Raw genomic sequence first — 25,428 nt, 5'->3', positions numbered from 1 at the left:
AAACATTTAGAATATTAAGTGAACGCTATCGAAATAGACGGAAAAGATTCGGTTTACGCATTAACTTAATCGCTGCACTGGTAAACCGGATAAATTTTCAATAATGACTTTCGCAAGAGATCTAATAAATCATAAGATATAAAAAATCCTCTATTTGAATAGAGGATTTGTTAGATCAAAAGTATTTAAACAGCTTGACGCGGCACACCACTATGAAAACGGAAAATATCATCTTCGGAGAAGATTAAATTCTTTTCTACTTCACGAATATGCTCGATGCGCCCCTGAATGTCTTCTTCCGGATCTTTCATTTTAGATGTTTTGGCAACATCTAAGGCCAGTGCCAGATAATCTTCATAATGGCGTGATTCAGATTTAAGCAGGTAGCGATAATAGCGTCCTAACTCTTCATCAACCAGTGGCGCAAGTGCATAAAAACGCTCACAGGAACGTGCTTCCACAAAAGCACCGATAATCAGCACATCGATTAAAGCTTCAGGTTCATAAGTACGGATTTCCTTACGCAACATGCCTGCATAACGACCTGCACTCACTGCTTTCCACTCCTGCCCGCGTTTGGACATAAATTCCAACACCTGCTCATAATGCAGCATTTCTTCACGTACCAGTTGTGCCAGCTTGACCTGCAAATCGGTAAAAAAGCTGTAGCGGAACATCAGGTTCATGGCTGTGCCAGCGGCTTTTTTTTCACAATTGGCATGATCCTGCATGAGCAACTCTAGGTTATTCACAGCTTCATCTAGCCACGCTTTTGGCGTTTCACATCCCAGGAAACCAATCACAGGTTTCATGAGATCATCATAATGGGTTGTCGACATAACTTTTAAACTTAAATCTTAACGTGCTGCTTTAATCACAGCTTTCATTTGTTGAACAGCTTGGGCCAAACCGACAAATACTGCATCGGCAATAATGGAATGACCAATATTGAGCTCATGAATTTGTGGAATTGCAGCAATTGGGGTGACATTTTTCAGGTTCAAACCATGCCCGGCGTTCACAATTAAACCTTTAGATGCAGCATATTCCGCACCTTTAACAATACGCTCAAGTTCATACTGCTGAGCTTCTGCAGTTTCAGCATCGGCATAAGCACCTGTGTGTAACTCGATGGTAGGTGCACCGCAAGCGACAGCTGCATCAATTTGGGCAAAGTCAGCATCAATAAATAAAGACACTTCACAGCCAATAGCAGACAAGGCCTGAGTCGCTGCTTTAACATCTTCAAAATGACCCACCACATCAAGACCGCCTTCAGTGGTCACTTCCTGACGCTTTTCTGGAACGAAGCACACATGATGAGGCTTGATTTCCTTGGCAAATTCCACCATTTCAGCCGTCACAGCCATTTCCAGATTCATATGCGTTTTCAGCACAGGACGCATACGACGTACATCATTATCCTGAATATGGCGACGGTCTTCACGTAAATGCAGGGTGATACCCTCTGCACCGGCCTGTTCGCAAATTAAAGCAGCATTTACCGGATCTGGATAAGTGGTTCCACGCGCCTGTCGCAAAGTCGCCACATGGTCAATATTTACACCAAGTAATGCAGCCATAACAATTACCTAACTATGTTTAAAATTAAGATTGAGTGTTTTGAATCCACAATTGACGGCTTTTCAGCGGTCGGTCGCCCAAAAGTGCAGTGATGATCTGCCGATACAGCTTAGTCAACAATTGTAACTGTTCAGGATTAAAATCCCTACCCTTTTCATAATCACGCATCGAAAGAATCTGCTGTCCAGATAAAGTCGAACGTGATTGTTGTACTGTAGGAATAAAACCATCATTGAGCTGAAACAGATAAGATTGTGATTCCTGAATTTTATGTTGCTGTGCATCCACTGTAAAATCAAGTGCATAGCCCAGTTCTTCTAAAAGTGCATGCTCGAACTGACGTAAGATTTGTCTTAAAAAAAGATCAGGATACTCCTGCTGTGCCAATTGTTGCAATTGCTGCAAGGTCTGATGATATTGCACAAAGGTTTGTGGCATTTCCACTTCAACCGGGCACAAGCGCAGGATAATTTCATTCAGATAGAAACCGGAAAAGAAGGCATCGCCAAAAAAGAAAATCGGCTGATTGACAATTTCTAGTTTGGTAAAATTTTTCAGCTCAGATTTACCCGAAGCTTGCAGGCAAATCGGTTGATATTGTGGCGGCGGCGTTTGTCTTAATATTCCATCCACGCGACCATGCTCCTGAGTAAACAGATACACAATATGGCTGCGCTCACGGTATTTACGATGATGGATTAAATAACCATGCAAGGTTTCATTGCGCATACAGGCTTAAGTCTAATCCTTTTTCTTTTCAGAATCAGATTCTTCATCATCCCCATCTGGAATGACGGCACCCACCACAGCTGCCGTACCTTTAACCACGCCTTTAGTGGTTTTATAAGCCACTTTGACAGGAACCGTAACAATCTTGTAAATACAGCCTTGCAGGAACAATACACATGCCACAACAGTCAGTACTTTCATCATTACAGCTCCTTTCAAAGTAAAACCTAGATTTTAGATATCACTATAACCCAAGCTTTTTAATGCACGCTCATCATCAGACCAGCCACCTTTAACTTTCACCCAAAGGGTCAGCATGATTTTCTGTTCGAACATTTTTTCCATATCAGCACGCGCATCCATACCAATTTTTTTCAGCTTAGAACCTTTTTCACCAATTACGATGGCCTTTTGACCAGGACGGTCAACAAAAATGGTGGCATCAATATAGGTACACGCCGCTTTTGGACGACCTGTTTTCGCATTAATGGTCGCTTCTTCAGTCTTGAAAGATTCAATTTGCACGGTCAAATCATACGGCAGCTCTTCACCTAACTGACGCATGATTTTTTCACGAATCACTTCCGAAGCAAGGAAGCGTTCTGAACGGTCGGTGATTTGATCCAGTGAATAGAGTGGCGGCTGGAATGGCAAATACTTTTCGATGGTATTACGCAAATGTTCCAGATTGGCACCACGTAAAGCCGATACCGGTACGATTTCGGCAAAATTCATTAACTTTGCACGTTCCTGAATCAAGGGTAAGGCCTGATTCTTGTTTTCAAAAGTATCCAGCTTGTTGATGACCAGAATCACCGGCATTTCTGCATTTTGCAGTTTTTCCAGCACCAGTTCATCGTTTTGCGTCCACTTTTGCGCGTCAACCACAAACAGCACCAGATTGACATCACGAAGTGCAGAATGAGCGGCACGGTTCATCATTTTATTGATGGCACGTACTTCTTTTTTATGCATCCCCGGCGTATCCACAAAGACTGCCTGAGATTTTTCTCGGGTATCAATCCCCACAATCTTGTGGCGCGTAGTTTGTGGTTTACGTGAAGTGATTGAAAGCTTTTGACCCAGCAAATGGTTCATCAAGGTAGATTTACCCACATTCGGGCGTCCTACAATCGCAACAAAGCCACTTTTAAAGTCCGAAGGAATCGTCGTTCCTTGTAAACTGAAGAATTGATTAATTAAATCGTTACCGCCGTCTTGCGGTTCGTGATCAGCATCGATGTGATCGGAATGAGTAGTCATTAAGACTTTTGCTCCAATTGTTTTAAGATATCTGCCGCAACTGCCTGTTCAGCAAAGCGACGACTTGAACCCTCACCACACAATACAGGCAAGCCTTCAATCGTACATTCCACCTTGAAATGCTGATTCGGAGCATCGCCTTGAATATCTACAACGTCATAAACAGGGAGAGGTTTTTTACGTGCCTGTAAATATTCCTGTAAGCGTGATTTAGGATCTTTCAGCTGGTCTGTAGGTTCTATATGGTCTAAATATGGCGTGTACCATTTTAGCACGATGTCTTGCAAGACATTTAAATCGTGACAATCAACATAAATTGCACCAATAATCGCTTCCACAGTATCAGCAAGAATAGATTCGCGATGATGTCCACCCGATTTCAACTCACCCGTGCTGAGAATTAAACACGAACCGAGTTTCAAATCGTTTGCAATTTTGCCTAATGCTTCCTGACGAACCAGTGTGGCACGCATACGCGTTAAACGCCCTTCATTTTCATGCGGATAGGCTTGATACAAATAATGGGCAATGATCATCCCCAACAATGAATCGCCTAAAAACTCCAGACGTTCATAGTTAGTTTTATGACTAACCGATCGGTGGGTCAGTGCAAGCTGCAATAATTCAGGTTGTTTAAACTGATAACCGATACGGTTGACTAAGCGCATATCACTTAGTTTGGACTGACCTTTGATCAAAACTTTTCTCGAACTTTAACACTAAATCTATATTGAGTAAGAACGGCTTTCTTATCTCATACTCTTTTTTCACTTGCAGTCCATCAATATTGGTCACCTGAGCGATTTCATCAAATTTAAGATCGCGAACATTGTTCATCTCTAAACGTTGACTCATCTGACTTGCAAACTTTGAAGGATCGGTATCGGCCGGGCTACTTTGCAGCAACTCTGTAATCTGGCTATCTACAACCCGATCATCCCAGTACGGTGCCCAAACAGCGATGGCAATTTTTGCTAAGAAAGCAAAGCCAATGATTGCAATTAAAACTGCAATATAAGATGCCCCTTGTTGATTTTTACGCATTTGTTATTTTTTCCAATCATGCTCAATCAATTGCACCGTTGCGCTTAAACGACGGTAATTTAAATCCAGGTTCTTTATGCATCCAGATATAAAATGCACGACCTGTTAGATTCTGTTCCGGAACGAAGCCCCAAAAACGGCTGTCAGCACTCTGATCACGATTATCCCCCATCGCGAAGTAATGACCTTCAGGTACTTTCACTTCCCAATATAAACCATTTTCAGATGAATATTTACCATTTTCAACATAGTTGATAAAGGGGGCCTGACGGGCCACATTTACACCTTCAAGCTCACGCATTTTAAAGGTATGCTTGCCTAATGTTTCTTGATGGTAAATTGAAGTTGGTGTATCGAGAATATCTTTTTCTCGGCTAAATTCCACTGGAACTTTCGCCACTTTTTGTCCATTGATAATCAGTTGTCCATGATCATAAACAATATGATCTCCCGGCAAACCTACTACACGTTTGATATAACTGATGGTCGGTTGTGGCGGATAACGGAACACAATCACATCGCCACGTTCCGGTTCACCAACGTCAATGACTTTGGTATTGACAATCGGTAGACGCACACCATAGTTAAACTTATTGACCAGAATATAATCCCCCGTTTCCAAGGTCGGAACCATAGAATCGGACGGAATGTTAAACGGCTCATACAGGAATGAACGCAGCACCAGAACCACTGCCAGGACTGGCCAGAAGTCATATGCCCATGTGATAATGAAATTTTCATTCCCCTTACCTAAGGTTTGTCTTTGTTTGAAAACAAACTTATCCAGTAGCCACACCAAGAAAAAAATCAGCGTGACGGGAACGAGAATTAAATTAAAATCAAAATCCATGAGCTATATGACCTCTATTATTATCTTTCTACTTTCAACACAGCAAGGAACGCTTCTTGCGGGATTTCAACACTACCCACCTGCTTCATACGCTTCTTACCTTCTTTCTGTTTAGAAAGAAGTTTTTTCTTACGTGATACGTCACCACCATAACATTTCGCCAATACGTTCTTACGCATCGCTTTTACAGTTGAACGGGCAATAATTTGCGCACCGATGGCAGCCTGAATCGCCACATCAAACATTTGACGCGGAATCAGGTCTTTCATTTTTTCAACCAGGGCGATACCACGGTGACGTGCATCCTGACGGTGACAGATCATGGCCAAGGCATCAACTTTATCGCCATTAATAAGGACGTCAACCTTCACCAGCGATGAGCTTTCAAAACGGATAAAGTTGTAATCGAGTGAGGCAAAACCGCGCGAACATGATTTCAATTTATCAAAGAAATCCATGACCACTTCGGCCATTGGAATTTCAAAGGTAATTGAAACCTGGTTCGCCATGAACTTCATGTCTTTTTGTACACCACGGCGTTCCACGCACAAGGTCATCACGTTACCCAAGTATTCTTGTGGTACAAGGATATGACATTCTGCAATAGGTTCACGCAAATCTTCTACCGTTGAACCATCTGGCATTTTTGATGGACTGTCGATATAGATCGTTTCACCATTCTTCATCACGGCTTCGTAAATTACGGTTGGCGCAGAAGAAATGAGGTCAAGATCGTACTCACGCTCTAGACGCTCCTGTACGATTTCCATGTGCAACATACCAAGGAAGCCACAGCGGAAACCAAAACCTAAGGCATCTGAACTTTCAGGTTCAAAGAATAATGCCGAGTCATTGATTTGCAGTTTATGAAGTGCTTCACGGAACGGTTCAAAATCGCTTGAATCAATCGGGAATAAACCCGCATACACCTGCGGTTTAACCTTTTTGAAACCAGGTAAAGTTGCAACATCAGGAGTAGTCGCAAGGGTAATGGTATCACCGACAGGCGCACCAAAAATATCTTTAATCCCTGCAATGATAAAGCCAACTTCACCCGCTTCAAGCATGCCTGTTTCAGTATGTTTAGGATTGAAGATACCGACCGAGGTAATGATGTGCGATTGGCCAGTTGATTTAATCAACATTTTATCGCCCTTACGCACACGCCCCTGTTTGATACGCACCAAAGACACTACGCCGAGGTAGTTATCAAACCATGAGTCAATAATCAAGGCTTGTAGCGGTGCTTCACGATCACCTGTAGGTGCAGGAATAACATTCACCAGCGTTTCAAGTACGCCTTCAATGCCAAGACCTGTTTTCGCTGAACAGGTCGGTGCATCAGTTGCTTCAATCCCGATGATGTCTTCAATTTCTTGGATCACACGCTCAGGTTCAGCTTGCGGCAAGTCAATCTTGTTGAGTACTGGTAAAACTTCGAGTCCCTGTTCAATCGCGGTATAGCAGTTTGCTACAGACTGGGCTTCAACCCCTTGCGCAGCATCAACAACCAGAAGCGCACCTTCACATGCTGCAAGCGAACGTGATACTTCGTATGAAAAGTCCACGTGTCCTGGAGTGTCAATAAAGTTTAATTGGTATTCTTGACCGTTCGGATGAGTATAATACAACGTCACTGATGCCGCTTTAATGGTAATACCGCGCTCACGTTCCAATTCCATAGAATCCAGAACCTGAGCCTGCATTTCGCGATCTTGCAAACCTCCACAGGTTTGAATAAAGCGATCTGCCAGTGTCGATTTACCATGATCGATATGCGCAATAATCGAGAAGTTACGAATGTTTTTAATATCAACAGATTTTTTAGCTTGCGCCATGGGCTACCTTGAGAAAAAAACACGCCATGCAACCAATAGTTAATGCATGGCAAAAGCTGAATAGAAATTGCGTAGGATTATAGCAGATGGATTTTTCAATGTATCCTAAATAATGAGTTCGTTTTTCGCTTTGACAGTTATTTTCAAAATAAAACCGGATTGTAGTCATGTACTCAATTTGAAGCCATCGCATCATACTGACTAAAATCCAGCGGATTCACCTGTTCCGATATCGGCTGGTAGGCTTGGCTAAAAGTGGGAGACATGCGTTTTGGCCGACCTGTGGCAATTTCCACACAGGCCCATTTGGTATTCCCCATAAATAAAACGCTTTGGTCTTGGGGACGATAAAACACATATTGCCGGAAAGAATACAAGGCATTGATATCATCCAGCCAGGTACGCAAGATAATCTTTTCGCCTTCAAATGCCGCTTTACGGTATTGCACATGGTGCTCTACCGCAACCATGGCATGCTTCAGTTCCATGTATTCATTCAGCCCCAAACCCAGGGCCTCAATATGTGCAGTAGCGACATCCTGCATCCAGTGCATATACACTACGTTATTTACATGTCCCAGACTGTCAATATCTTTTGCTTGAACGGTGATTTCCAAATCAAAAACTGTGCTCATCTATTTTACCGACCCTTACACTATGCAAAAAATGACCTTCAAGGCTACACAGTCTACGTAATTTTGTATCGCAGTAAAATTGCAAAATATAAAAAACCACTCAGCTGTAGAGTGGTTTTCTGTTCGATGGATTCATGCTATTCAATACGCATGCCTAAAATTGCGCGCTGATCTTGACGAATAATAGAAACACGTGCAATTGAACCTTTTTTCAGTTCGGATACTGTCTTAATAAAGTCATTACTATTCAAAATGGTTTTATTATTGATTTGAGTAATGATATCACCTACAGCGATACGGGATTGTGATGCGATCCCTCCCCGTTTGACTTCTTGAATCAGAATACCGCCTTTAAGATTCAGTTGGGATTGTTCACTGGCAGTCAAATTACGAATCGTCACCCCCAAAACAGGACCTTTATTTTGTGCTGCCTGTTCCACCGGTGCCGGTGTGTCGTCCGGTGCAGTCATCAATGTTGCCGAGATATTACGAGTCTTATCATCCCGCAAAACTTGCAATTGAATGTTTTGATTTGGTGAAGTCCGGTTTAAGTAGTTGAGCAAATCAGAGGTTCTGGAAATAGGCAAGCCATTATATTTCAGGATCACATCACCCGCCTTAAAGCCAGCTCTGGCTGCCGGGGAATTGGGAGCGACCTGGGTCACCAATGAACCTTCAGGCTTGGACAGGTTATAAGATTCAGCAAGGTTACGGTCGATGTCTTGCAACATCACTCCCAAATATGAACGGGTGACCTTGCCATTCTTTTTCAGCTGCTCTGCCACATCCATCGCCACATCGATCGGAATGGAAAATGACAGGCCCATATATCCGCCAGTACCGCTGAAGATACGCGAGTTTACCCCAACCACTTCACCATTCTGGTTAAACAAGGGACCGCCTGAGTTACCCGGATTCAACGCCACATCGGTTTGAATAAAGGGCACCGAGGTTTCGCCCATCATGTTACGCATTTTCGCACTGACAATACCGGCAGATGCAGAATAGTCAAAACCGAAAGGTGAACCAATAGCCAGTACCGGCTCACCGACTTTCAGCCGGTCTACATTGCCTGTACGCAGTTCAGGGAAATTGGAACCATTGACTTTCAGTAGCGCCACATCGGTACGCGCATCACTTCCAACTATGGTGGCATCAATCTCACGGCGGTCATTAAACATAATGGTCACTTTAGATGCATCTTCAACCACATGATGATTGGTTAACAGATAACCATCCTTACTGATAAAAAATGCACTGCCGTAAGCGGTTTTCTCTTGCTGAGCCTGTTGCTGTGGAACAATCACCTGATTGCCAAAAAAGCGTTTCAAAATTTCAGGAATTTGCTGTTGAATCAGCTCTTCCTGAGTCATTTTTTTAACGACACTGACACTCACTACAGCAGGGCTGACCTGTTCAACCAGATTGGAAAAGTCTACCGAAGAAGCTGCTTGTGTTTGCATCGCTGCCATGGTGAATACAGCAGCATACATTCCTTTTTTTATATAGCGATTGTTCATATAAAGCATTCACTCCATTCATTATAAGTATGCGTAAACAGTATTTAGCATAAAACATGTCTGTCTTGGGTAATAATATGTTTGATTATATTTGTATAAACAACAGCTTAAATCTTTCTTAAAAGTTTGTTGCTTTATTACTTTTTCTCATCATACATTAGCATATTAGCTCTTGTTTTTTGATGAAAAAAGGGGTGTTATTAGCAAACTTTTTTCAAATTAGCTGATGAACATGTCTAATTTAAATACAACACATCATTTTGACGTGATCATTGTAGGCAGTGGTGGTGCAGGTTTAAGCCTGGCTTTATCATTACCAGATCATTTCAATATTGCTGTTTTGGCCAAATCGGCACTCACCGAAGCCAGTACTTTTTATGCACAAGGCGGTGTCGCGGCGGTTTTAGATGAAACTGACTCAATTGAACAGCATATTGATGACACCATGATTGCAGGTGCACATTTATGTGAGCGTGAAGCGGTCAAGCAGACTGTAGAAGGCGGCAAACCTTCGGTCGACTTTCTGCTAAAACATGGCGTGCAATTTACCTTAGATGAACAGGAACAATTGCATTTAACCCGTGAAGGTGGTCACTCCCAACGCCGTATCATCCATGCTGCAGATGCGACAGGTCGCGCCATTTCAACCACTTTGGTGCAACGTGCCCGTGAAAAGCAAAACATCACTATTTTTGAAAATTATATTGCCATTGATTTAATTACTTCAAAAAAACTCGGCCTGAAAGATCAAGAAAATCGTGCGTTGGGTTTATACGCGCTCGATGAAAAGACTGAAAAAGTCCATACATTCTTGGCACCCTCTACCGCTTTGGCATGTGGTGGGGCAATGAAAGCCTATCTGTATACCTCCAATCCGGATATTGCGACCGGTGATGGTATCGCCATGGCTTACCGTGCCGGTTGCCGGGTTGCCAATATGGAGTTTAACCAGTTCCATCCAACCTGCCTGTATCATCCGCAAGCACGCTCCTTTTTAATTACCGAAGCCATGCGTGGTGAAGGGGCTTATTTACGCTTGCCTGATGGTGAACGTTTTATGCTGCGTTTTGACGAACGCGCTGAACTGGCACCGCGTGATATTGTGGCACGTGCGATTGACTATGAAATTAAACGTTTGGGTATCCGTCATGTCTGGCTGGATATCACGCATAAACCAGCCGAGTTTGTGAAAGAACATTTCCCTACCCTGTATGCCCGTTTACTAGAACTTGGCATCGACATTACCAAAGACATGATTCCTGTGGTTCCTGCGGCGCACTATACCTGTGGCGGTGTGGTGGTCGATGAAAACAGCCAGACCGACCTTCAAGGTTTATACGCTATTGGTGAAACCTCTTATACTGGCTTACACGGTGCTAACCGGATGGCGAGTAACTCACTTTTAGAATGTTTTGTCTACGGCATGAGTGCAGCCAAACATATAGAAAGCCTGTTCAATCCAGATTATGTTTCTCCTGATGCACCAAGCTGGGATGATTCCCAAGTGATGAATCCGGATGAAAATGTCGTTATTCTGCAAAACTGGGATGAACTGCGTCAGACCATGTGGAACTATGTCGGGATTGTCCGGACCACTAAACGTCTGCAACGTGCCTTACATCGTATCGAAATGTTGAAGCGTGAAATCACTGAATATTATCAGGATTACCATGTCAGCAAAAACCTGATTGAACTGCGTAACCTGGTACTGGTTTCAGAGATGATTGTGCGCTGTGCCATGGCACGCAAGGAATCACGCGGTTTGCATTACACTCTGGATTATCCGGAGCTTGGGCCTGAATTGCGTAAAACGGTACTGACTCCACCCAACTTCCAGGTGGAAACTCCGTTGGTCAATGTAGATGCTTAAACCCGTGTAGACTAAATAAAAAAGCCGGACATCTTTGTTCGGCTTTTTCAATTGGCATGATATCTGTTTATTGCCGGGGTGGGATGGAATAAGTCCCCACTGCATGTGCAATCGGCTCATCTAACTTGATGGAATATAACCATACATCACCCACAATGAGAGCCTTGCCCACTTTCATTAATTGACAGACCGCACGAATATCCTGTGCTGCCGTCGGTTTTCTTAAAAAATTGATGGATAAACTGGTCGTGACAGCCAAGGCCACAATACCGATTTCACCCAGTATGGCAATATACAGTGCATAATCAGCAGCGGTCATCATGGTCGGCCCTGATACCGTTCCACCCGGTCTTAAATCAGCAGTATTCATGATATAAGATGGTGGCTCCTTTTTCAGTGACTGTTTCTATTTCGCATTTTTCCAGGCTTTGCGGAAATTCACATTGCAAAAATTCAATAATTTCGACTTTATTACTTTTCATTGTTTATAAAAAAAATCTTCCATAATGTTAGCCACTATAGAAGATTTTTCATTTAAACCCAATTGCTGGGGATGACTACACCGATTGCAAACACGCGAGTGCCTGAGTGAATACCTGTTCTGGTGTTTGGGTGGCATCCAGACGTTTAATCCGTTCCCCCTGCTGTTGCCAAAGCTCCTGATAGCCTGAACGTACTTTCTCAAAGAATGTGGCTTTCTCCTGCTCAAAGCGATCTAATGCACCCCGTGCACGCGCACGTGACATTCCCAACTCAGTCGGGGCATCCAGCCAAAAAGTAACGTTCGGCATATGCGAGACAAAGTTGGCATTCAATAACTGTAATTTTTCTTTACTTAGGCCGCGGCCTGCACATTGATAGGCAAAACTGGCATCAGTAAAACGGTCACACAGTACGGTCTTACCTGCCTTCAATGCCGGAACAATCACCTGCTGTAAATGCTGTGCACGTGCCGCATACATTAAAAGCAGTTCTGTGTCATTCGACATGCTTTCTTCATGGTTGACTGACAACAGCAGGGAACGGATTTGTTCTGCCATTGGTGTGCCACCCGGCTCACGCGTCAGTACCACTTCATGACCTTGCTGTTGCAGATAATCATAAATTTTACCAATGAGTGTGGTTTTCCCGACACCTTCAGTGCCTTCAAAACTAATAAACATCCCCACTCCTTAATTTTTTGAACGAATGACAGTTAGATATTCTTGCACAGCACGATTATGCTCATCCAAAGTTGCGCTAAATTTATGCCCACCATTACCCGTGGCGACAAAATAGATATTTCTGGAATTGTCCGGGTGCATGGCAGCTTCAATCGCTTTTTGACTTGGCAATGCAATCGGCGTTGGTGGTAAGCCATTGTTGGTATAGGTATTATATGGTGTAGGTGTACGCAAATCGTTACGCGTGATATTGCCATTATAACGGTCGCCCATACCATAAATCACAGTTGGATCGGTTTGCAGACGCATCCCCTGTTGCAGACGACGGATAAACACCCCCGATACCTGATTTAACTCATGATCCAGACTGGTTTCTTTTTCCACAATAGAAGCCATAATCAGCGCTTCATATTTATCCTTATAAGGTAAACCACTGGCACGATTGGCCCATGCAGTATCCAAAGCCTTCATTTGGCGTTTATATAAATCAGTCAAAATCTTTTTATCAGTTTCACCCTTGGCAAAGAAATAGGTATCTGGTGCAAACAGCCCTTCGGGATGGTTAAATGGAATACCTAAGGCTTTTAGCATTTGATCTTGCGGAAGATTCAACACTTCTTTAGTGACTAAATCATCTTTCTTTAGAAGTTCAATTAACTGTTTAAAGGTCGTACCTTCAATCACCAGAATGCGGTTCATCTGTGCATTTTCAGCATTCGAGACCAGTTCCAGCACTTCACGTACCGACATGCCTTGACGAATTTCATAAACGCCAGCTTTCATGCTGTCATGAATCATGATTTTTTGATAAAGCTTCAGGATAATAGGAAAACTGACTTTATCTTGCTGAGCTAGACGGTCAATAAAGCCTGAATAACTGTCACCCTCTCCAATCGCCAGCATTTGCTTTTCACCTTGCACCGGATAGGACTTGAACAAGCTGGCACCCAAGATAACTGCAAATAATACCGTCAGACCTGCAATTAAAATAAGGATGCCTTTTAAAGGAAATCCTGATGCAGTTTTATTTTTCGATTTTTGCTTTTTGCTAGACATATTAATGAATCTGATTCAATTGAAGGATATTAAAGAGTTCAATACACGGCTGAATATTCAACGGTTGCCGGTTAAGTTCAGTCACAGCTTTCATGGGACTTAAGGCATTACAAAAAAACAGGCTTTCAAATTTTGCAATGTCTTCCATTTCAATAAACCGCTGTTCACAGTGAATACCATGCTGCTGCATTCGGGACAAAATTTCGGCCCGCATCACCCCATGCACGCCATTATAGCGAAGTTCTGGTGTAATCCAGATATTGTTTAAACGAATGAAACAATTACTGCTTACGCCTTCAACAACACTGCCTTGTACATCGGTCACTAAAGCTTCAGCCCAGCCATGTTGATCGGCTTCATGTTTTAATAAGACCTGTTCCAGACGGTTCAGGCTTTTTAATCCCACCAAAGCCGGCATGCTCAAGCCCAAGGCTTGCTGTAACACCCCAGATTTAATTTTCTCTATCTGAAAATCATCGACTGCTTGGGGATAAAAAAACACCCAGACATCTGCCGGATGCTCAGGCAGGCTATAGCCGCGTTGTCCCTCACCGCGACTGATGATGATTTTTAATGTGCCATTTAGTTCAAGAAACTGCTGCTGCAATACAGCCAAAGTTTTTTCAATGCAGCTTAAATCTGCCTGCAACATCAGCCGTTCACAACTTAACTGTAGCCGTGCCCGATGCAGGCTTTCAAGTTCAATTTTGCCATGCCGAACACATGCCGTGGTGAAACAGCCATCTCCGTAATGAAAAGCACGGTCCTGTAATGACACTTCATTTATTTCCCGTGCATTCTTAAAACATGGCATAACAAACATCCTGCAAATGATGACCTAGTTTAAAAATAGTGGCGCTTAATTGATAGCTTTTTTATTCATATCAAATTCGTTTCTTATTATTTTTTCAACAAAAAAGATGACGCTATGCTTGGCTCCGTTACAAAACATTAATAATTCAAAGGATAGCAAAATGCGCTCACTAAAAATCGGGGTTTTAGCAGCTCTTATTTCAGCAACGTCTTTTACTGCACTGGCAAAAGACTTTTTAAACGTTTCCTATGATCCAACGCGTGAATTGTATGAAAACTACAATAAAGAGTTTGCTGTATACTGGAAGAAAACCACAGGCCAAGATATTAATTTTAAACAGTCACACGGCGGTTCTGGCAAACAGGCACGTGCCGTGATTGATGGTCTGGGTGCCGATGTGGTGACGTTGGCACTTGCAGCAGATATCGATGCGATTGCAGCAAACTCAAATTTGCTTCCAAAAGACTGGCAGAAAAAATTCCCGAATAACTCTACCCCCTATACCTCTACCATCGTTTTTTTGGTACATAAAGGCAACCCGAAAGGCATTAAAGACTGGGGCGATCTAGTCAAAAATAATGTCGGCATTATTACCCCAAACCCTAAAACCTCTGGTGGCGCCCGCTGGAACTATCTGGCAGCATGGGCTTGGGCGAAACATCAGCCAGGCGGTAACGATGCCAAAGCACAGGAGTTCGTACGTCAAATCTATAAAAACACCAAGGTCCTCGACTCTGGTGCACGCGGTGCAACCACGACATTTGCTGAACGTGGCATTGGAGATGTATTGCTGGCCTGGGAAAATGAAGCTCATTTAGCGATTCGTGAACAACCGGGCAAGTTCGAAATTATCACACCGTCTTTGTCTATTTTGGCTGAACCCCCTGTGGCGATTGTAGAGAAGAATGCACAGAAAGACGGCAACCTGAATTTAGCCAAAGCTTATCTCAACTATTTATATTCACCTGCAGGTCAAACCATTGCTGCCAATAACTTCTACCGTCCGCGCAATGCAGCAATACTGGCAAAACATAAATCCGTATTCAAACCCTTGAAACTGGTCACCATTAATAAAGAATTTGGCGGCTGGAGCAAAGTTCAAAAAGCACATTTTGAAAATGGCGGCGTATTTGACCAGATCGTAAAAGCCAATAGCACCAAATAATCTCAGTCAAGCAAACAAAGCATCAGTTTTATTCATAAGGCTGGTGCTTATTTTATGAATCCAGCCCTATTTATCTTTTTTATTCATATAAAATTCATTTTTTATTATTTTTTATGCATAAAGAATATAGCTATTCTGTACCCCTGTAATGAAACACATTAAGAATATTGAGGTTCGCATGAGCATTTCGGCAAAATTGAAACTTGGAGTTTTAGCAGCAGTTATATCTACCATTTCTTTAGGTGCTGCAGCGAAAGATTTTCTCAATGTCTCTTATGACCCAACACGCGAACTTTATGAAGACGTGAACAAAAATTTTAGCAAATACTGGGAAAGCCGTACCGGACAAAAAATTAACTTCAAGCAGTCACACGGTGGTTCTGGCAAACAGGCACGTGCGGTCATTGATGGGCTGGATGCCGATGTGGTGACTTTGGCACTTTCTGCCGACATTGATGTAATTGCGGAAAAAACCAGACAGTTACCTGCAGACTGGCAAAAGAAGCTGCCACATAACTCAACGCCATATACCTCTACCATCGTATTTTTAGTACGTAAAGGCAACCCAAAACACATTAAGGACTGGGGTGATCTGGTTAAGCCGGGGGTAGGCATTATTACACCAAATCCTAAAACCTCTGGCGGTGCACGCTGGAACTATTTAGCGGCATGGGCCTGGGCAAAACACCAGGCGGGTGGCAATGACAAAACTGCCCAAGAATTTGTGCGTAAAATTTATAAAAACACCAAGGTTCTCGATTCTGGCGCACGCGGTTCAACCACAACATTTGCAGAACGTGGCATTGGTGATGTGCTGTTGGCCTGGGAAAACGAGGCTCACTTAGCCCTTCGTGAACAGCCAGGAAAATTTGAAATTATCACGCCATCTCTGTCTATTTTGGCTGAGCCACCCGTGGCGATTGTAGATAAAAATGCAGAGAAAAAAGGCAATAAATACCTGGCTCAAGGTTACCTAAATTTCCTTTACTCGCCACGCGGCCAGCAACTTGCGGCTGAAAACTTTTACCGTCCACGCAACGCAAAAACACTGGCGCAATACAGCAAGGTATTCAAGCCCTTAAAACTGGTCAGCATCGATCAGGAATTTGGCGGCTGGAGCAAAGTTCAAAAAGCGCACTTTGAAAATGGCGGTGTATTTGACCAAATTGTTAAAGCCAATAGTGCAAAATAATCGCATTCGATAAACAGGAGCATCGACATGATTCATACCGTAATTGTTCCAGGCGTAGGTGGCAGTGAACACGCACACTGGCAGTCGTGGCTACAACGACAACTCATGTCATGCTCCCGTGTGCAACAACAGGACTGGAACACCCCTGTGTTACAAAACTGGATTGCCGAGTTTGTAAAGACCGTGACGCCTATTCAGGGCAGCATCCAGATTGTCGCGCATAGTTTTGGTTGTTTAACTACTGTGGCAGCTTTAGCCCAGCACCCGGAACTCAATCAAAAAATTAAAAATTTGATTCTGGTTGCACCTGCCAATCCTGCCCGTTTTGGCGAAGCCGGTTTTTCACGTGATAGCCAGCAAGATTACCAATGCTATTTTCATCAGCTGAAAATTGCCGTGCCAACGACTTTACTGATCAGTGAAAACGATCCCTGGTTAAATTTTGAAGATGCCCAGCAACTTGCAAAGGCGTGGGAACTTAATCCGGTTAATCTGGGTCAGGTTGGACATATTAATGTTGCTTCCGGTTTTGGGCCTTTTCCTGAAATTTATGATTATTTAATTTCAGAAAATGTGCTGCAACATATCAATTTTACTGATGATAGCAAGTGCTTTTTCAAATTTGCAATTTAAACCCTGCAAATTATGCTTGTGCCGAATTAAACTTTTATTTTCGCTGACTTTATTGGTCAGTAGTCGCTCTTTTTAAGGAATCATCATGTCGCAGCGATCCCGAGTGCTGCCAGGATTTGGTCTTTCTCTAGGCTTTACCCTAGCGTATCTATCATTAATCGTGCTTATTCCATTATCTGCGGTGTTTATCAAATCGCTAGGTATAGGCTGGGACGGTTTATGGGAAATTTTAAGTTCAGAACGTATCTTAAAATCTTTGCAGTTAAGTTTTAGCGCTGCCCTAATTGCAGCCTTAGTCAACGTGGTGTTTGGCTTGTTACTGGCATGGTGCCTGGTGCGTTACAGTTTTCCCGGTAAACGCATTATTGATGCTTTGGTCGATTTACCCTTTGCCCTGCCTACAGCGGTGGCGGGTATTGCCCTAACCTCATTATATGCACCTACAGGCTGGATCGGTCAGTATTTGGAACCAATCGGAATTAAAGTAGCCTATACCCCGATCGGGATTACTCTGGCACTGATCTTTATTGGTATTCCTTTTGTGGTACGTACCGTACAGCCTGTACTGAGTGATCTTGAAACCGAACTTGAAGAAGCAGCATCGGCATTGGGTGCGAACCGTTTTCAGATTATCAGCAAAATTATCCTACCCATTCTGTTTCCAGCACTACTGACTGGTTTTGCATTGGCATTTGCACGCGGTGTAGGTGAATATGGTTCCGTGATCTTTATTGCAGGTAACCAGCCATTTGAAACTGAAATCGCGCCATTGATGATTATTTCCCGTCTGGAAGAATATGACTATGCCGGTGCAACCACCATTGCTGTGGTAATGCTGGTCCTGTCATTCGCGATTTTATTCCTGATTAACTTGCTCCAAGCATGGGCAAGCAAACGTACCGGGAGAACAGCACGATGAGTTTAATCACCAACAGCAATGCTTTGGCTGAGAAATTACAGTCCCGCGATGCGACGCGTGAACCGGTCTGGGTTCGTTATTTACTGCTTACGATTGCGCTGATTTTCTTTTTAAGCTGCTTGATTCTGCCTTTAATTCTGGTCTTTGTTGAAGCATTTAAACAGGGGGTTGGTGTTTATTTTCAGGCACTGGTGCATCCAGACACCTTGTCTGCGGTGAAACTGACCTTATTGACCGCTGTAATTGCCGTGCCATTAAACGTGGTGTTTGGCGTAGCAGCCGCATGGTCGGTGGCGAAGTTTAATTTCCGTGGCAAATCCATTCTCACCACCATTATTGATCTACCTTTCTCGGTTTCTCCAGTTATCGCAGGCATGATGCTGGTGCTGATTTTCGGTACTCAAGGCTGGCTTGGCGGCTGGCTGATGGACAATGACATTAAAATTTTGTATGCCGTTCCTGCCATTGTACTGGCAACCGTATTTATTACTGTGCCTTTTGTGGCGCGCGAACTGATTCCCCTGATGGAAGCGCAAGGGACCGAGGAAGAAGAAGCGGCAATTGTACTGGGTGCTTCAGGCTGGCAAACTTTCTGGAAAGTGACCTTACCCAACATTAAATGGGGTCTGATTTACGGCGTGATTCTGTGTAATGCCCGTGCCATGGGTGAATTCGGTGCAGTATCGGTGGTGTCGGGTCACATTCGTGGTGAAACCAATACCCTGCCGCTACATGTTGAAATCCTTTACAACGAATATACCTTTAGTGCGGCATTTGCAGTGTCATCGCTTCTGGCTTTACTGGCAATTGTGACCCTGATCTTGAAAACATGGGTAGAAGTGCGCCAGGAAAAACAAAACAAACGTAATGAAGATTCAACAGTTTCTTAAGGAATGACATCATGAGTATTCAAGTTAAAAATATTGAAAAACACTTTGGTGCATTCCATGCACTTAAAAATATCTCGCTCGACTTTCCCGATGGTCAGCTGGTGGCATTACTCGGCCCATCTGGCTGCGGTAAAACCACCCTGCTGCGTATTATCGCAGGGCTGGAATCGGCAGATGGCGGTCAGGTGATTCTTGAGGGCGAAGATGCAACCAATGTGCATGTACGTGAACGTGAAGTCGGCTTTGTATTCCAGCATTATGCCTTGTTCCGTCATATGACGGTATTTGACAACATTGCCTTTGGTTTACGTGTGCGCCCTCGTTCTACCCGACCATCAGAAGCTGAAATTAAAAAACGTGTGACCCGTTTGCTTGATCTGGTTCAGCTGGGCTTTTTGGCCGACCGTTATCCTGCACAACTCTCGGGCGGACAACGTCAACGTATTGCCCTGGCACGTGCTTTGGCGGTTGAACCTCGTGTATTATTGCTGGATGAACCTTTTGGCGCACTCGATGCCAAAGTGCGTAAAGAGCTGCGTCGCTGGTTACGTACTTTGCATGATGAATTGCATATCACCTCAATTTTCGTGACTCATGATCAGGAAGAAGCTCTGGAAGTAGCCGATCAAATCGTGGTGATGAACAAAGGCAATGTCGAGCAAATTGGTTCACCTCGTGAAGTTTATGAAACACCGGCAACACCGTTTGTATTCGACTTCCTGGGTCAGGCCAACCGTTTCGAAGGTCAAAACCAGCAAGGCATTATCCAGATTGGTGACGACCGTCTGCAACTACCGCAGGTGAAAGATGCTCCGCAAGGCAACGTGATTGCCTTTGCCCGTCCAAATGAATTACGCATTCATGCAACACCGCAAGAAAATGCCATTCAGGCCACTTTCCTGCGTGAAATCTGGATTGCCGGCAAGGTTATTGCTGAACTTCAAGATCGTCAGGGCAATTTAATTGAAATTTCGCTTAATTCTGAAGAAGCGAAGTTACATCAATTTAAACCAAATCAAACAGTGTGGTTAAGTCCAACGGGATTGCACCTGTTTGCCAATGACGTCGCTTAATAACAAATAGATGGGGCAAAAACAGCCCCATCCTCTTTAGGGTAAACAGCATTATGAATTTCCAACAATTAAGAATTATTCGAGAAACTGTTAGACAAAACTTTAATTTAACTGAAGCTTCGGCAGCACTTTATACGTCACAATCTGGCGTCAGTAAGCATATTAAAGATTTAGAAGATGAACTGGGCGTACAGCTGTTTATCCGTAAAGGTAAACGTTTGCTGGGCTTGACCGAACCTGGCCAGTCTTTACTCGGGATTGTGGAACGTATGCTGGTTGATGCAGACAATATTAAACGTCTGGCAGATGATTTTAACCGCGTCGATGAAGGTACGTTGACCATTGCAACCACGCATACCCAGGCGCGTTATGTCTTGCCGCCGATTGTGAACCAGTTTAAAAAAGAATTTCCAAAAGTTCATTTGATTCTGCAACAGGCCAGCCCGGTTGAAATTACCGAAATGTTGCTGCAAGGTGAAGCAGATATTGGTATTGCAACCGAGTCGCTAACTACTGAGGAGAACCTGGCCAGCGTACCTTATTATAATTGGCAGCACAGTATTATTACCCCGCAAAACCATGCACTTGCCAACAAGACAGACATTACGCTGGAAGACTTGGCGCAATATCCGATTATCACCTACCATGGCGGTTTCACAGGTCGTTCTAAAATTGACAAAGCCTTTGAAGAGGCAGGTATTGATGTTGATATTGTGATGTCAGCACTGGATGCAGATGTCATCAAAACCTATGTTGAATTGAATATGGGCGTCGGTATTGTCAACAATGTCGCTTATGATGCTGAACGTGACTATCGACTCAAACAGATTCCAACCGATATCTTTGGGGTAAATACTACCTGGATTGCAGTGCGCAAAGGTCATTTGCTGCGCGGTTATGGTTATGAGTTTATTTCACTCTGCTCGCCAGAAGCCGACATTAAGGCCCTGAAAAAAGTAGCTTATCCAGAAGAATAAGCATTTCATGATTTTTTTAAATAAGGGATATAAAAAATATCCCTTTTTAAATTCATCTGTCGTTGCAAAACTAGATTTATAAAAATAATTTAATTTTTCAATCACTTAAACATAAAAACCTCACATAATACTTGCTCATTCTATATAAAATCACAAAAGAAAAAATTGAATGGGGATATCTATATAAGCTAAGGCATTTGGTCTCAGTATTGGTGTTTTCATGACTAGCGACCTCTACATACTGCAGCACTGGAAAGCTCTAACCAATCCATTACCTCTTTTTTACAGCCGGATTATTAAGCCGAGTTCTCAACGGCCATTGTAGATGCCAATATTTCAGGTAAAACACTTCAGCCAAACCAGAATACCCCCCTCAACATTTACTTAAATTTCTACCCCAAATTTTGCCCATTCTTTTTATATTTCAAATGTTGCATTTAAATTGCAAACTCACACTCACTGGTCTTTTGGGCTCATCTACGATCAAGCTTTTGCCACAGATGTCAGCTATGCTTTATAGTTTGGGTATCGGTAGTTTTTATCCTATGTACTCTAATGTATTTATTGTCGCGGGTATAAAGACTCAACAAAGCCAAAGTTAAGCAAAATCAATAGGGTTCATGCAGTCTGTTTGGTATGTTATCTTCAGTAAACCATAACAAGGCTGTTGCTTATGGCCTTAAGCTCCGTTACCGCTTCTAGCAAAAATAGCTGCATTGTCTAAAAATAAAAAAACGAGCCGAAGCTCGTTTTTTTAAAGACTACTATTTTATTACCAATGATAACTTACACCGATTTTACCTACAGGAAGCCATTTGTGTTTGTCATCAGTCGCAATTTTAGTTTCATCAGCTGCAATATTGTCAACCAGTGAACCGCGTGTTGGGTTATCAGCCGCACCACCACTGACTAACTGTAAGTTAACATCTGGATTATCGGCATAGTAAGCACCGACTTCACCAAATACGCCCCAATTTTTATTAATCTTAGGCGCCCATCCTAAGCCTAAATATGGAGCAATGTCATTTTTGTAATCCATGGTCCCTTTAATATGAGCGCCATCTGCACCCGCTACAAAGTCTGTATGGTTAATGGTAAAACCTTCTCCCGCACCTACACGGCGATCAAGTTCATACTCATTATCTAAATAGGCTACACCAGCGGCCATATATAGACCTTGCACCCATCTATTTTCACTTGCACCCCAAGGACGAATTTCAGCATTCAAATAGGTATTTTTATTCTCCATATCAATGTCATAGTCTGAACCATTGACCGAGATATCATCAGACCAAGAGATATCGCCGCCATTATAACCCAATGCCAAACCGACATATGGGTTTGCAGTCCACAGTAATGCACCACCATAACCGGTTGTACCTACTTCAGCACGGACACTAGTTGGAATAAGCTGGTTACGTTCAAATGCATAACCATCTTGAACGACTGCATCATCAGCTGCCATGACTGTTCCGGCGACAGAGGTCAATACCGATACTGCTAAAAGCGTAGCTAAAGTTTTCATTGTAGATCTCCTCAAAAAGGTTTCTATTTCGTCATTAGTGCTTTTCTATCTAATAGTTAGAACTATAAAATATTAATTGCTCAACTTTTATTCGAAATTTGCTTAGTTTTTGTTATTTTTTGATACATTTTCTATTTGTTTTTGATTATTAAATCATTTTTTTGTTTATTTATCTGTGTAGCCGATTTTCGCTCCCATTTTGCCCATCTTTCATAATTAATTCCGATCCAAAGCCACTTTTTCATCTATTTATATCTCAATATAGTGTAAAATCTTAAAAATTTTTTTCTGGAAGGAAGATCATGTCTCAGCTTTCAACAATCATTGAACAAGCGTTTGAAGACCGTGCGAATTTCACAGCAGCCGATTGCTCTGCTGAAATCCGTCAAGCAGTTGAGGAAGTCATTGCTGGCCTGGACAATGGTACTTTACGTGTTGCTGAAAAAATCGACGGTGAATGGGTTGTTCATCAATGGATTAAGAAAGCGGTATTGTTATCATTTAAATTAAACGACAACAAACCAATGGAAGCTTGTGATCTTCGTTTCTATGACAAAGTCGATACTAAATTCTCTGACTGGACTGAAGAACAGTTTAAAGCTGCTGGTGTACGTGTAGTACCTCCTGCTGTTGCTCGTAAAGGTTCATTCCAGGCGAAAAACGTGGTCTTGATGCCTTCTTATGTGAACATTGGTGCTTATGTGGATGAAGGTACCATGGTGGATACATGGGCAACTGTTGGTTCATGTGCACAAATTGGTAAAAATGTTCACTTGTCTGGTGGTGTAGGTATTGGTGGTGTACTTGAACCGCTTCAGGCCAACCCAACCATTATTGAAGACAACTGCTTTATTGGTGCACGTTCTGAAATCGTGGAAGGCGTGATTGTAGAAGAAGGTTCTGTGATTTCAATGGGCGTATTCATTGGTCAATCCACCAAAATTTATGACCGTGAAACTGGCGAGATCCATTACGGCCGTGTACCTGCAGGTTCGGTAGTTGTTTCTGGTAGCCTGCCATCTAAATGCGGTAAATACAGCCTGTACGCAGCTGTAATCGTGAAAAAAGTAGATGCGAAAACCCGTGCCAAAACTAGCCTGAACGATTTATTGCGCGAAGACTAAGATGTAGTCTTTTGCGGAACATTGATTGTTCCTCGGAGCTTCAGCCGCTCCTCGTCTCTACGGTTAGCAATAGCCGTAGGGATTTTTATTTTTATACTGTGTTATTTATCCTGAGCTGGATTATGTTGTTATGAGTACTCTTCGATCTTCCGCTATTCCTGTTACCGATCCGTCTGCGGGGTTACGTATTACGGAGATTTTCTATTCATTACAAGGTGAAGCCAACGCTGCAGGATTACCGACCGTATTTATCCGTTTAACCGGTTGCCCGTTACGTTGTACTTATTGTGATACTACTTATTCCTTTGAAGGTGGCGAACGCCAGTCCTTAGACGACATTATTCAAACTGCACTCGATTTTAAAACACCCTATATTTGTGTGACCGGTGGTGAACCATTGGCACAGCCTAACGCCCTGCCCCTGATGCAGCGTTTAGCTGACTTAGGCTGTGAAGTGTCGCTCGAGACCAGTGGAGCTTTGGATGTATCCAAGGTTGATCCGCGAGTTTCCAAAGTACTGGATTTAAAAACGCCAACTTCTGGAGAAGTTGCACGAAATTTGCTTAGTAATCTTGATTCTTTAACCCCACACGATCAGATCAAGTTTGTAATTTGTAACCGTGAAGACTATGAATGGTCAAAACAGCAGGTTGAACAATTCCAGCTTGCCGATAAAGTCAGTAACGTCTGGTTCTCTCCTGCTTTTGCCATAGAAAAAGGTGCGGTGAAATTACCTCAACTTGCACGTGATTTAGCTCAATGGATTTTAGATGACCATCTCCCTGTCCGTTTCCAGCTACAGTTACATAAACTGCTCTGGAATGATGAAACCGGTCGTTAATCCATTTTTGTTGTTACTTATTTTTTTGGAGACTTTAATATGCGCCCTCGTGCCATAGTTTTATTATCTGGCGGCTTAGACTCAACGACTTGTTTGGCTTGGGCGCAAGCACGTTATGAATGTATTGCTTTAAGTTTCATGTATGGGCAGCGTTCAACCACTGAACTCGATGCTGCTCGAGCATTAACCCAGCGTGCTGGTGTAGAACATCGTGTGATTAATATCGATTTGGGTAACTTGGGTGGCTCTGCGTTAACAGACCATAGCATTGACGTACCAGAACATGAACAAGAAGGTATTCCTGTAACTTATGTTCCAGCACGTAACACAATATTTCTCTCCTATGCGCTCGCAGCGGCCGAAGTTTTTGGTGCAGAAGCCATTGTGATTGGCATCAATGCCGTTGATTATTCGGGTTATCCAGACTGTCGTCCTGAATTTATTGAGGCTTTTGCCAACATGGCACGTCTGGCCACCAAGGTTGGAGTAGAAGGTAAACCGCTTAAATTTGAAACACCTTTGTTACATTTATCCAAAGCAAATATCATTCGCTTAGGTATAGAACATGGCGTAGACTACAGTCAAACAGTGTCTTGCTACCAGGCAGATGACCAAGGACGTGCATGTGGCAAATGTGATAGTTGCCGCTTACGTAAACAAGGTTTTGCTGATGCAGGTATCGTAGATCCGACACGTTATATACCGTCATAATAGGGTACAGTA

26 protein-coding genes and 2 pseudogenes are annotated in these 25,428 nt (G+C 43.0%); 12 read left to right on the top strand and 16 right to left on the bottom strand.

Annotated elements, in window-relative coordinates; genetic code table 11:
- Positions 1 to 104, top strand: a pseudogene (locus FTT87_RS10415) (IS5/IS1182 family transposase); the annotation flags it as partial.
- A gap of 81 nt (positions 105 to 185) precedes the next feature.
- Here the strand turns inward: FTT87_RS10415 and FTT87_RS10410 are convergent.
- The 11 genes from FTT87_RS10410 to FTT87_RS10360 all read right to left on the bottom strand — a co-directional run bounded on the left by FTT87_RS10410 (position 186) and on the right by FTT87_RS10360 (position 9,463).
- Positions 186 to 839, bottom strand: coding sequence for a tRNA-(ms[2]io[6]A)-hydroxylase (locus tag FTT87_RS10410; RefSeq protein ID WP_180082531.1), 654 nt, complete (start codon positions 837 to 839; stop codon positions 186 to 188).
- Between the two features lie 18 nt (positions 840 to 857).
- Positions 858 to 1,583 (bottom strand): pyridoxine 5'-phosphate synthase, encoded by a 726-nt coding sequence (gene pdxJ / locus FTT87_RS10405; protein WP_180082529.1) that lies wholly within the window; start codon positions 1,581 to 1,583, stop codon positions 858 to 860.
- Positions 1,584 to 1,608: 25 nt separating this feature from the next.
- Positions 1,609 to 2,313, bottom strand: coding sequence for a DNA repair protein RecO (recO, locus tag FTT87_RS10400; RefSeq protein ID WP_180082527.1), 705 nt, complete (start codon positions 2,311 to 2,313; stop codon positions 1,609 to 1,611).
- A 12-nt stretch (positions 2,314 to 2,325) separates the two neighbouring features.
- Positions 2,326 to 2,517 (bottom strand): NF038104 family lipoprotein, encoded by a 192-nt coding sequence (locus FTT87_RS10395; protein WP_166167159.1) that lies wholly within the window; start codon positions 2,515 to 2,517, stop codon positions 2,326 to 2,328.
- A gap of 30 nt (positions 2,518 to 2,547) precedes the next feature.
- Positions 2,548 to 3,576, bottom strand: a complete 1,029-nt coding sequence (era, locus tag FTT87_RS10390) for a GTPase Era (protein ID WP_180042271.1) — start codon at positions 3,574 to 3,576, stop codon at positions 2,548 to 2,550.
- Positions 3,576 to 4,274 carry a ribonuclease III gene (gene rnc, locus FTT87_RS10385; RefSeq protein ID WP_086196140.1) on the bottom strand — a complete coding sequence of 233 codons (699 nt, stop codon included), beginning with the start codon at positions 4,272 to 4,274 and terminating at the stop codon, positions 3,576 to 3,578. The genes era and rnc overlap by 1 nt, the downstream gene beginning before the upstream one ends.
- Positions 4,246 to 4,620 (bottom strand): DUF4845 domain-containing protein, encoded by a 375-nt coding sequence (locus tag FTT87_RS10380; RefSeq protein WP_166167165.1) that lies wholly within the window; start codon positions 4,618 to 4,620, stop codon positions 4,246 to 4,248. Before FTT87_RS10380 ends, rnc begins: the two co-directional genes overlap by 29 nt.
- A 22-nt stretch (positions 4,621 to 4,642) precedes the next feature.
- Positions 4,643 to 5,470 carry a signal peptidase I gene (gene lepB, locus FTT87_RS10375; protein ID WP_180042269.1) on the bottom strand — a complete coding sequence of 276 codons (828 nt, stop codon included), beginning with the start codon at positions 5,468 to 5,470 and terminating at the stop codon, positions 4,643 to 4,645.
- A gap of 20 nt (positions 5,471 to 5,490) precedes the next feature.
- Positions 5,491 to 7,308, bottom strand: coding sequence for a translation elongation factor 4 (gene lepA, locus FTT87_RS10370; RefSeq protein WP_086196143.1), 1,818 nt, complete (start codon positions 7,306 to 7,308; stop codon positions 5,491 to 5,493).
- A 173-nt stretch (positions 7,309 to 7,481) separates the two neighbouring features.
- A complete protein-coding gene (locus tag FTT87_RS10365) occupies positions 7,482 to 7,943 on the bottom strand; it encodes a thioesterase family protein (protein ID WP_180042267.1) in 462 nt (153 codons plus the stop codon).
- Between the two features lie 137 nt (positions 7,944 to 8,080).
- Entirely contained in the window at positions 8,081 to 9,463 is a 1,383-nt protein-coding gene (locus tag FTT87_RS10360; RefSeq protein WP_180042265.1) for a Do family serine endopeptidase, read from the bottom strand.
- Between the two features lie 226 nt (positions 9,464 to 9,689).
- On the opposite strand from FTT87_RS10360, the gene nadB reads away from it, so the two are divergent.
- Positions 9,690 to 11,333 carry an L-aspartate oxidase gene (gene nadB / locus FTT87_RS10355; protein ID WP_166167177.1) on the top strand — a complete coding sequence of 548 codons (1,644 nt, stop codon included), beginning with the start codon at positions 9,690 to 9,692 and terminating at the stop codon, positions 11,331 to 11,333.
- 67 nt (positions 11,334 to 11,400) lie between these two features.
- Here the strand turns inward: nadB and FTT87_RS10350 are convergent.
- The 4 genes and pseudogenes from FTT87_RS10350 to pabC all read right to left on the bottom strand — a co-directional run bounded on the left by FTT87_RS10350 (position 11,401) and on the right by pabC (position 14,366).
- Positions 11,401 to 11,815 (bottom strand): annotated as a pseudogene (locus FTT87_RS10350) (PaaI family thioesterase).
- A gap of 75 nt (positions 11,816 to 11,890) precedes the next feature.
- On the bottom strand, positions 11,891 to 12,496 hold the full coding sequence (gene tmk / locus FTT87_RS10345) for a dTMP kinase (RefSeq protein ID WP_180082229.1): 606 nt from the start codon (positions 12,494 to 12,496) through the stop codon (positions 11,891 to 11,893).
- 9 nt (positions 12,497 to 12,505) lie between these two features.
- Positions 12,506 to 13,552, bottom strand: a complete 1,047-nt coding sequence (mltG, locus tag FTT87_RS10340; RefSeq protein WP_180082230.1) for an endolytic transglycosylase MltG — start codon at positions 13,550 to 13,552, stop codon at positions 12,506 to 12,508.
- Position 13,553: 1 nt separating this feature from the next.
- Complete coding sequence (pabC, locus tag FTT87_RS10335; protein ID WP_180082231.1) at positions 13,554 to 14,366, bottom strand: aminodeoxychorismate lyase; 813 nt, start codon at positions 14,364 to 14,366, stop codon at positions 13,554 to 13,556.
- Positions 14,367 to 14,526: 160 nt separating this feature from the next.
- Here pabC and FTT87_RS10330 point away from each other — a divergent pair, with 160 nt between their 5' ends.
- The 7 genes from FTT87_RS10330 to FTT87_RS10300 all read left to right on the top strand — a co-directional run bounded on the left by FTT87_RS10330 (position 14,527) and on the right by FTT87_RS10300 (position 21,215).
- Positions 14,527 to 15,531: a sulfate ABC transporter substrate-binding protein gene (locus tag FTT87_RS10330; RefSeq protein ID WP_180082232.1), complete on the top strand. Its 1,005-nt coding sequence runs from the start codon at positions 14,527 to 14,529 to the stop codon at positions 15,529 to 15,531.
- Between the two features lie 178 nt (positions 15,532 to 15,709).
- On the top strand, positions 15,710 to 16,723 hold the full coding sequence (locus FTT87_RS10325) for a sulfate ABC transporter substrate-binding protein (protein ID WP_180082233.1): 1,014 nt from the start codon (positions 15,710 to 15,712) through the stop codon (positions 16,721 to 16,723).
- 27 nt (positions 16,724 to 16,750) lie between these two features.
- Positions 16,751 to 17,356 (top strand): alpha/beta hydrolase, encoded by a 606-nt coding sequence (locus FTT87_RS10320; protein WP_180082234.1) that lies wholly within the window; start codon positions 16,751 to 16,753, stop codon positions 17,354 to 17,356.
- Positions 17,357 to 17,441: 85 nt separating this feature from the next.
- A complete protein-coding gene (cysT, locus tag FTT87_RS10315) occupies positions 17,442 to 18,275 on the top strand; it encodes a sulfate ABC transporter permease subunit CysT (protein ID WP_180082235.1) in 834 nt (277 codons plus the stop codon).
- Positions 18,272 to 19,165, top strand: a complete 894-nt coding sequence (gene cysW / locus FTT87_RS10310) for a sulfate ABC transporter permease subunit CysW (protein WP_086196155.1) — start codon at positions 18,272 to 18,274, stop codon at positions 19,163 to 19,165. Before cysT ends, cysW begins: the two co-directional genes overlap by 4 nt.
- An 11-nt stretch (positions 19,166 to 19,176) precedes the next feature.
- Positions 19,177 to 20,238, top strand: coding sequence for a sulfate/molybdate ABC transporter ATP-binding protein (locus FTT87_RS10305; RefSeq protein ID WP_180082236.1), 1,062 nt, complete (start codon positions 19,177 to 19,179; stop codon positions 20,236 to 20,238).
- Between the two features lie 53 nt (positions 20,239 to 20,291).
- Entirely contained in the window at positions 20,292 to 21,215 is a 924-nt protein-coding gene (locus FTT87_RS10300) for a CysB family HTH-type transcriptional regulator (RefSeq protein ID WP_086196157.1), read from the top strand.
- Between the two features lie 772 nt (positions 21,216 to 21,987).
- On the opposite strand, the gene carO is transcribed toward FTT87_RS10300, so the two are convergent.
- Positions 21,988 to 22,740, bottom strand: a complete 753-nt coding sequence (carO, locus tag FTT87_RS10295) for an ornithine uptake porin CarO (RefSeq protein ID WP_180082237.1) — start codon at positions 22,738 to 22,740, stop codon at positions 21,988 to 21,990.
- A 302-nt stretch (positions 22,741 to 23,042) separates the two neighbouring features.
- Between carO and dapD the strand changes: the two genes are divergently transcribed.
- The 3 genes from dapD (at position 23,043) to queC (ending at position 25,416) form a co-directional block, all read left to right on the top strand.
- Positions 23,043 to 23,864, top strand: a complete 822-nt coding sequence (gene dapD / locus FTT87_RS10290; protein WP_180082238.1) for a 2,3,4,5-tetrahydropyridine-2,6-dicarboxylate N-succinyltransferase — start codon at positions 23,043 to 23,045, stop codon at positions 23,862 to 23,864.
- Between the two features lie 130 nt (positions 23,865 to 23,994).
- On the top strand, positions 23,995 to 24,705 hold the full coding sequence (gene queE, locus FTT87_RS10285; RefSeq protein WP_180082239.1) for a 7-carboxy-7-deazaguanine synthase QueE: 711 nt from the start codon (positions 23,995 to 23,997) through the stop codon (positions 24,703 to 24,705).
- Positions 24,706 to 24,744: 39 nt separating this feature from the next.
- Positions 24,745 to 25,416 (top strand): 7-cyano-7-deazaguanine synthase QueC, encoded by a 672-nt coding sequence (gene queC / locus FTT87_RS10280; protein ID WP_086196161.1) that lies wholly within the window; start codon positions 24,745 to 24,747, stop codon positions 25,414 to 25,416.
- The last annotated feature ends 12 nt before the right edge of the window (positions 25,417 to 25,428 follow it).

Source organism: Acinetobacter sp. YH01022, assembly GCF_013420235.1.
Lineage (GTDB): Bacteria > Pseudomonadota > Gammaproteobacteria > Pseudomonadales > Moraxellaceae > Acinetobacter.
The sequence above is the reverse complement of the archived record's forward strand: the minus strand, read 5'-3'. Positions and strand labels throughout refer to the sequence as shown.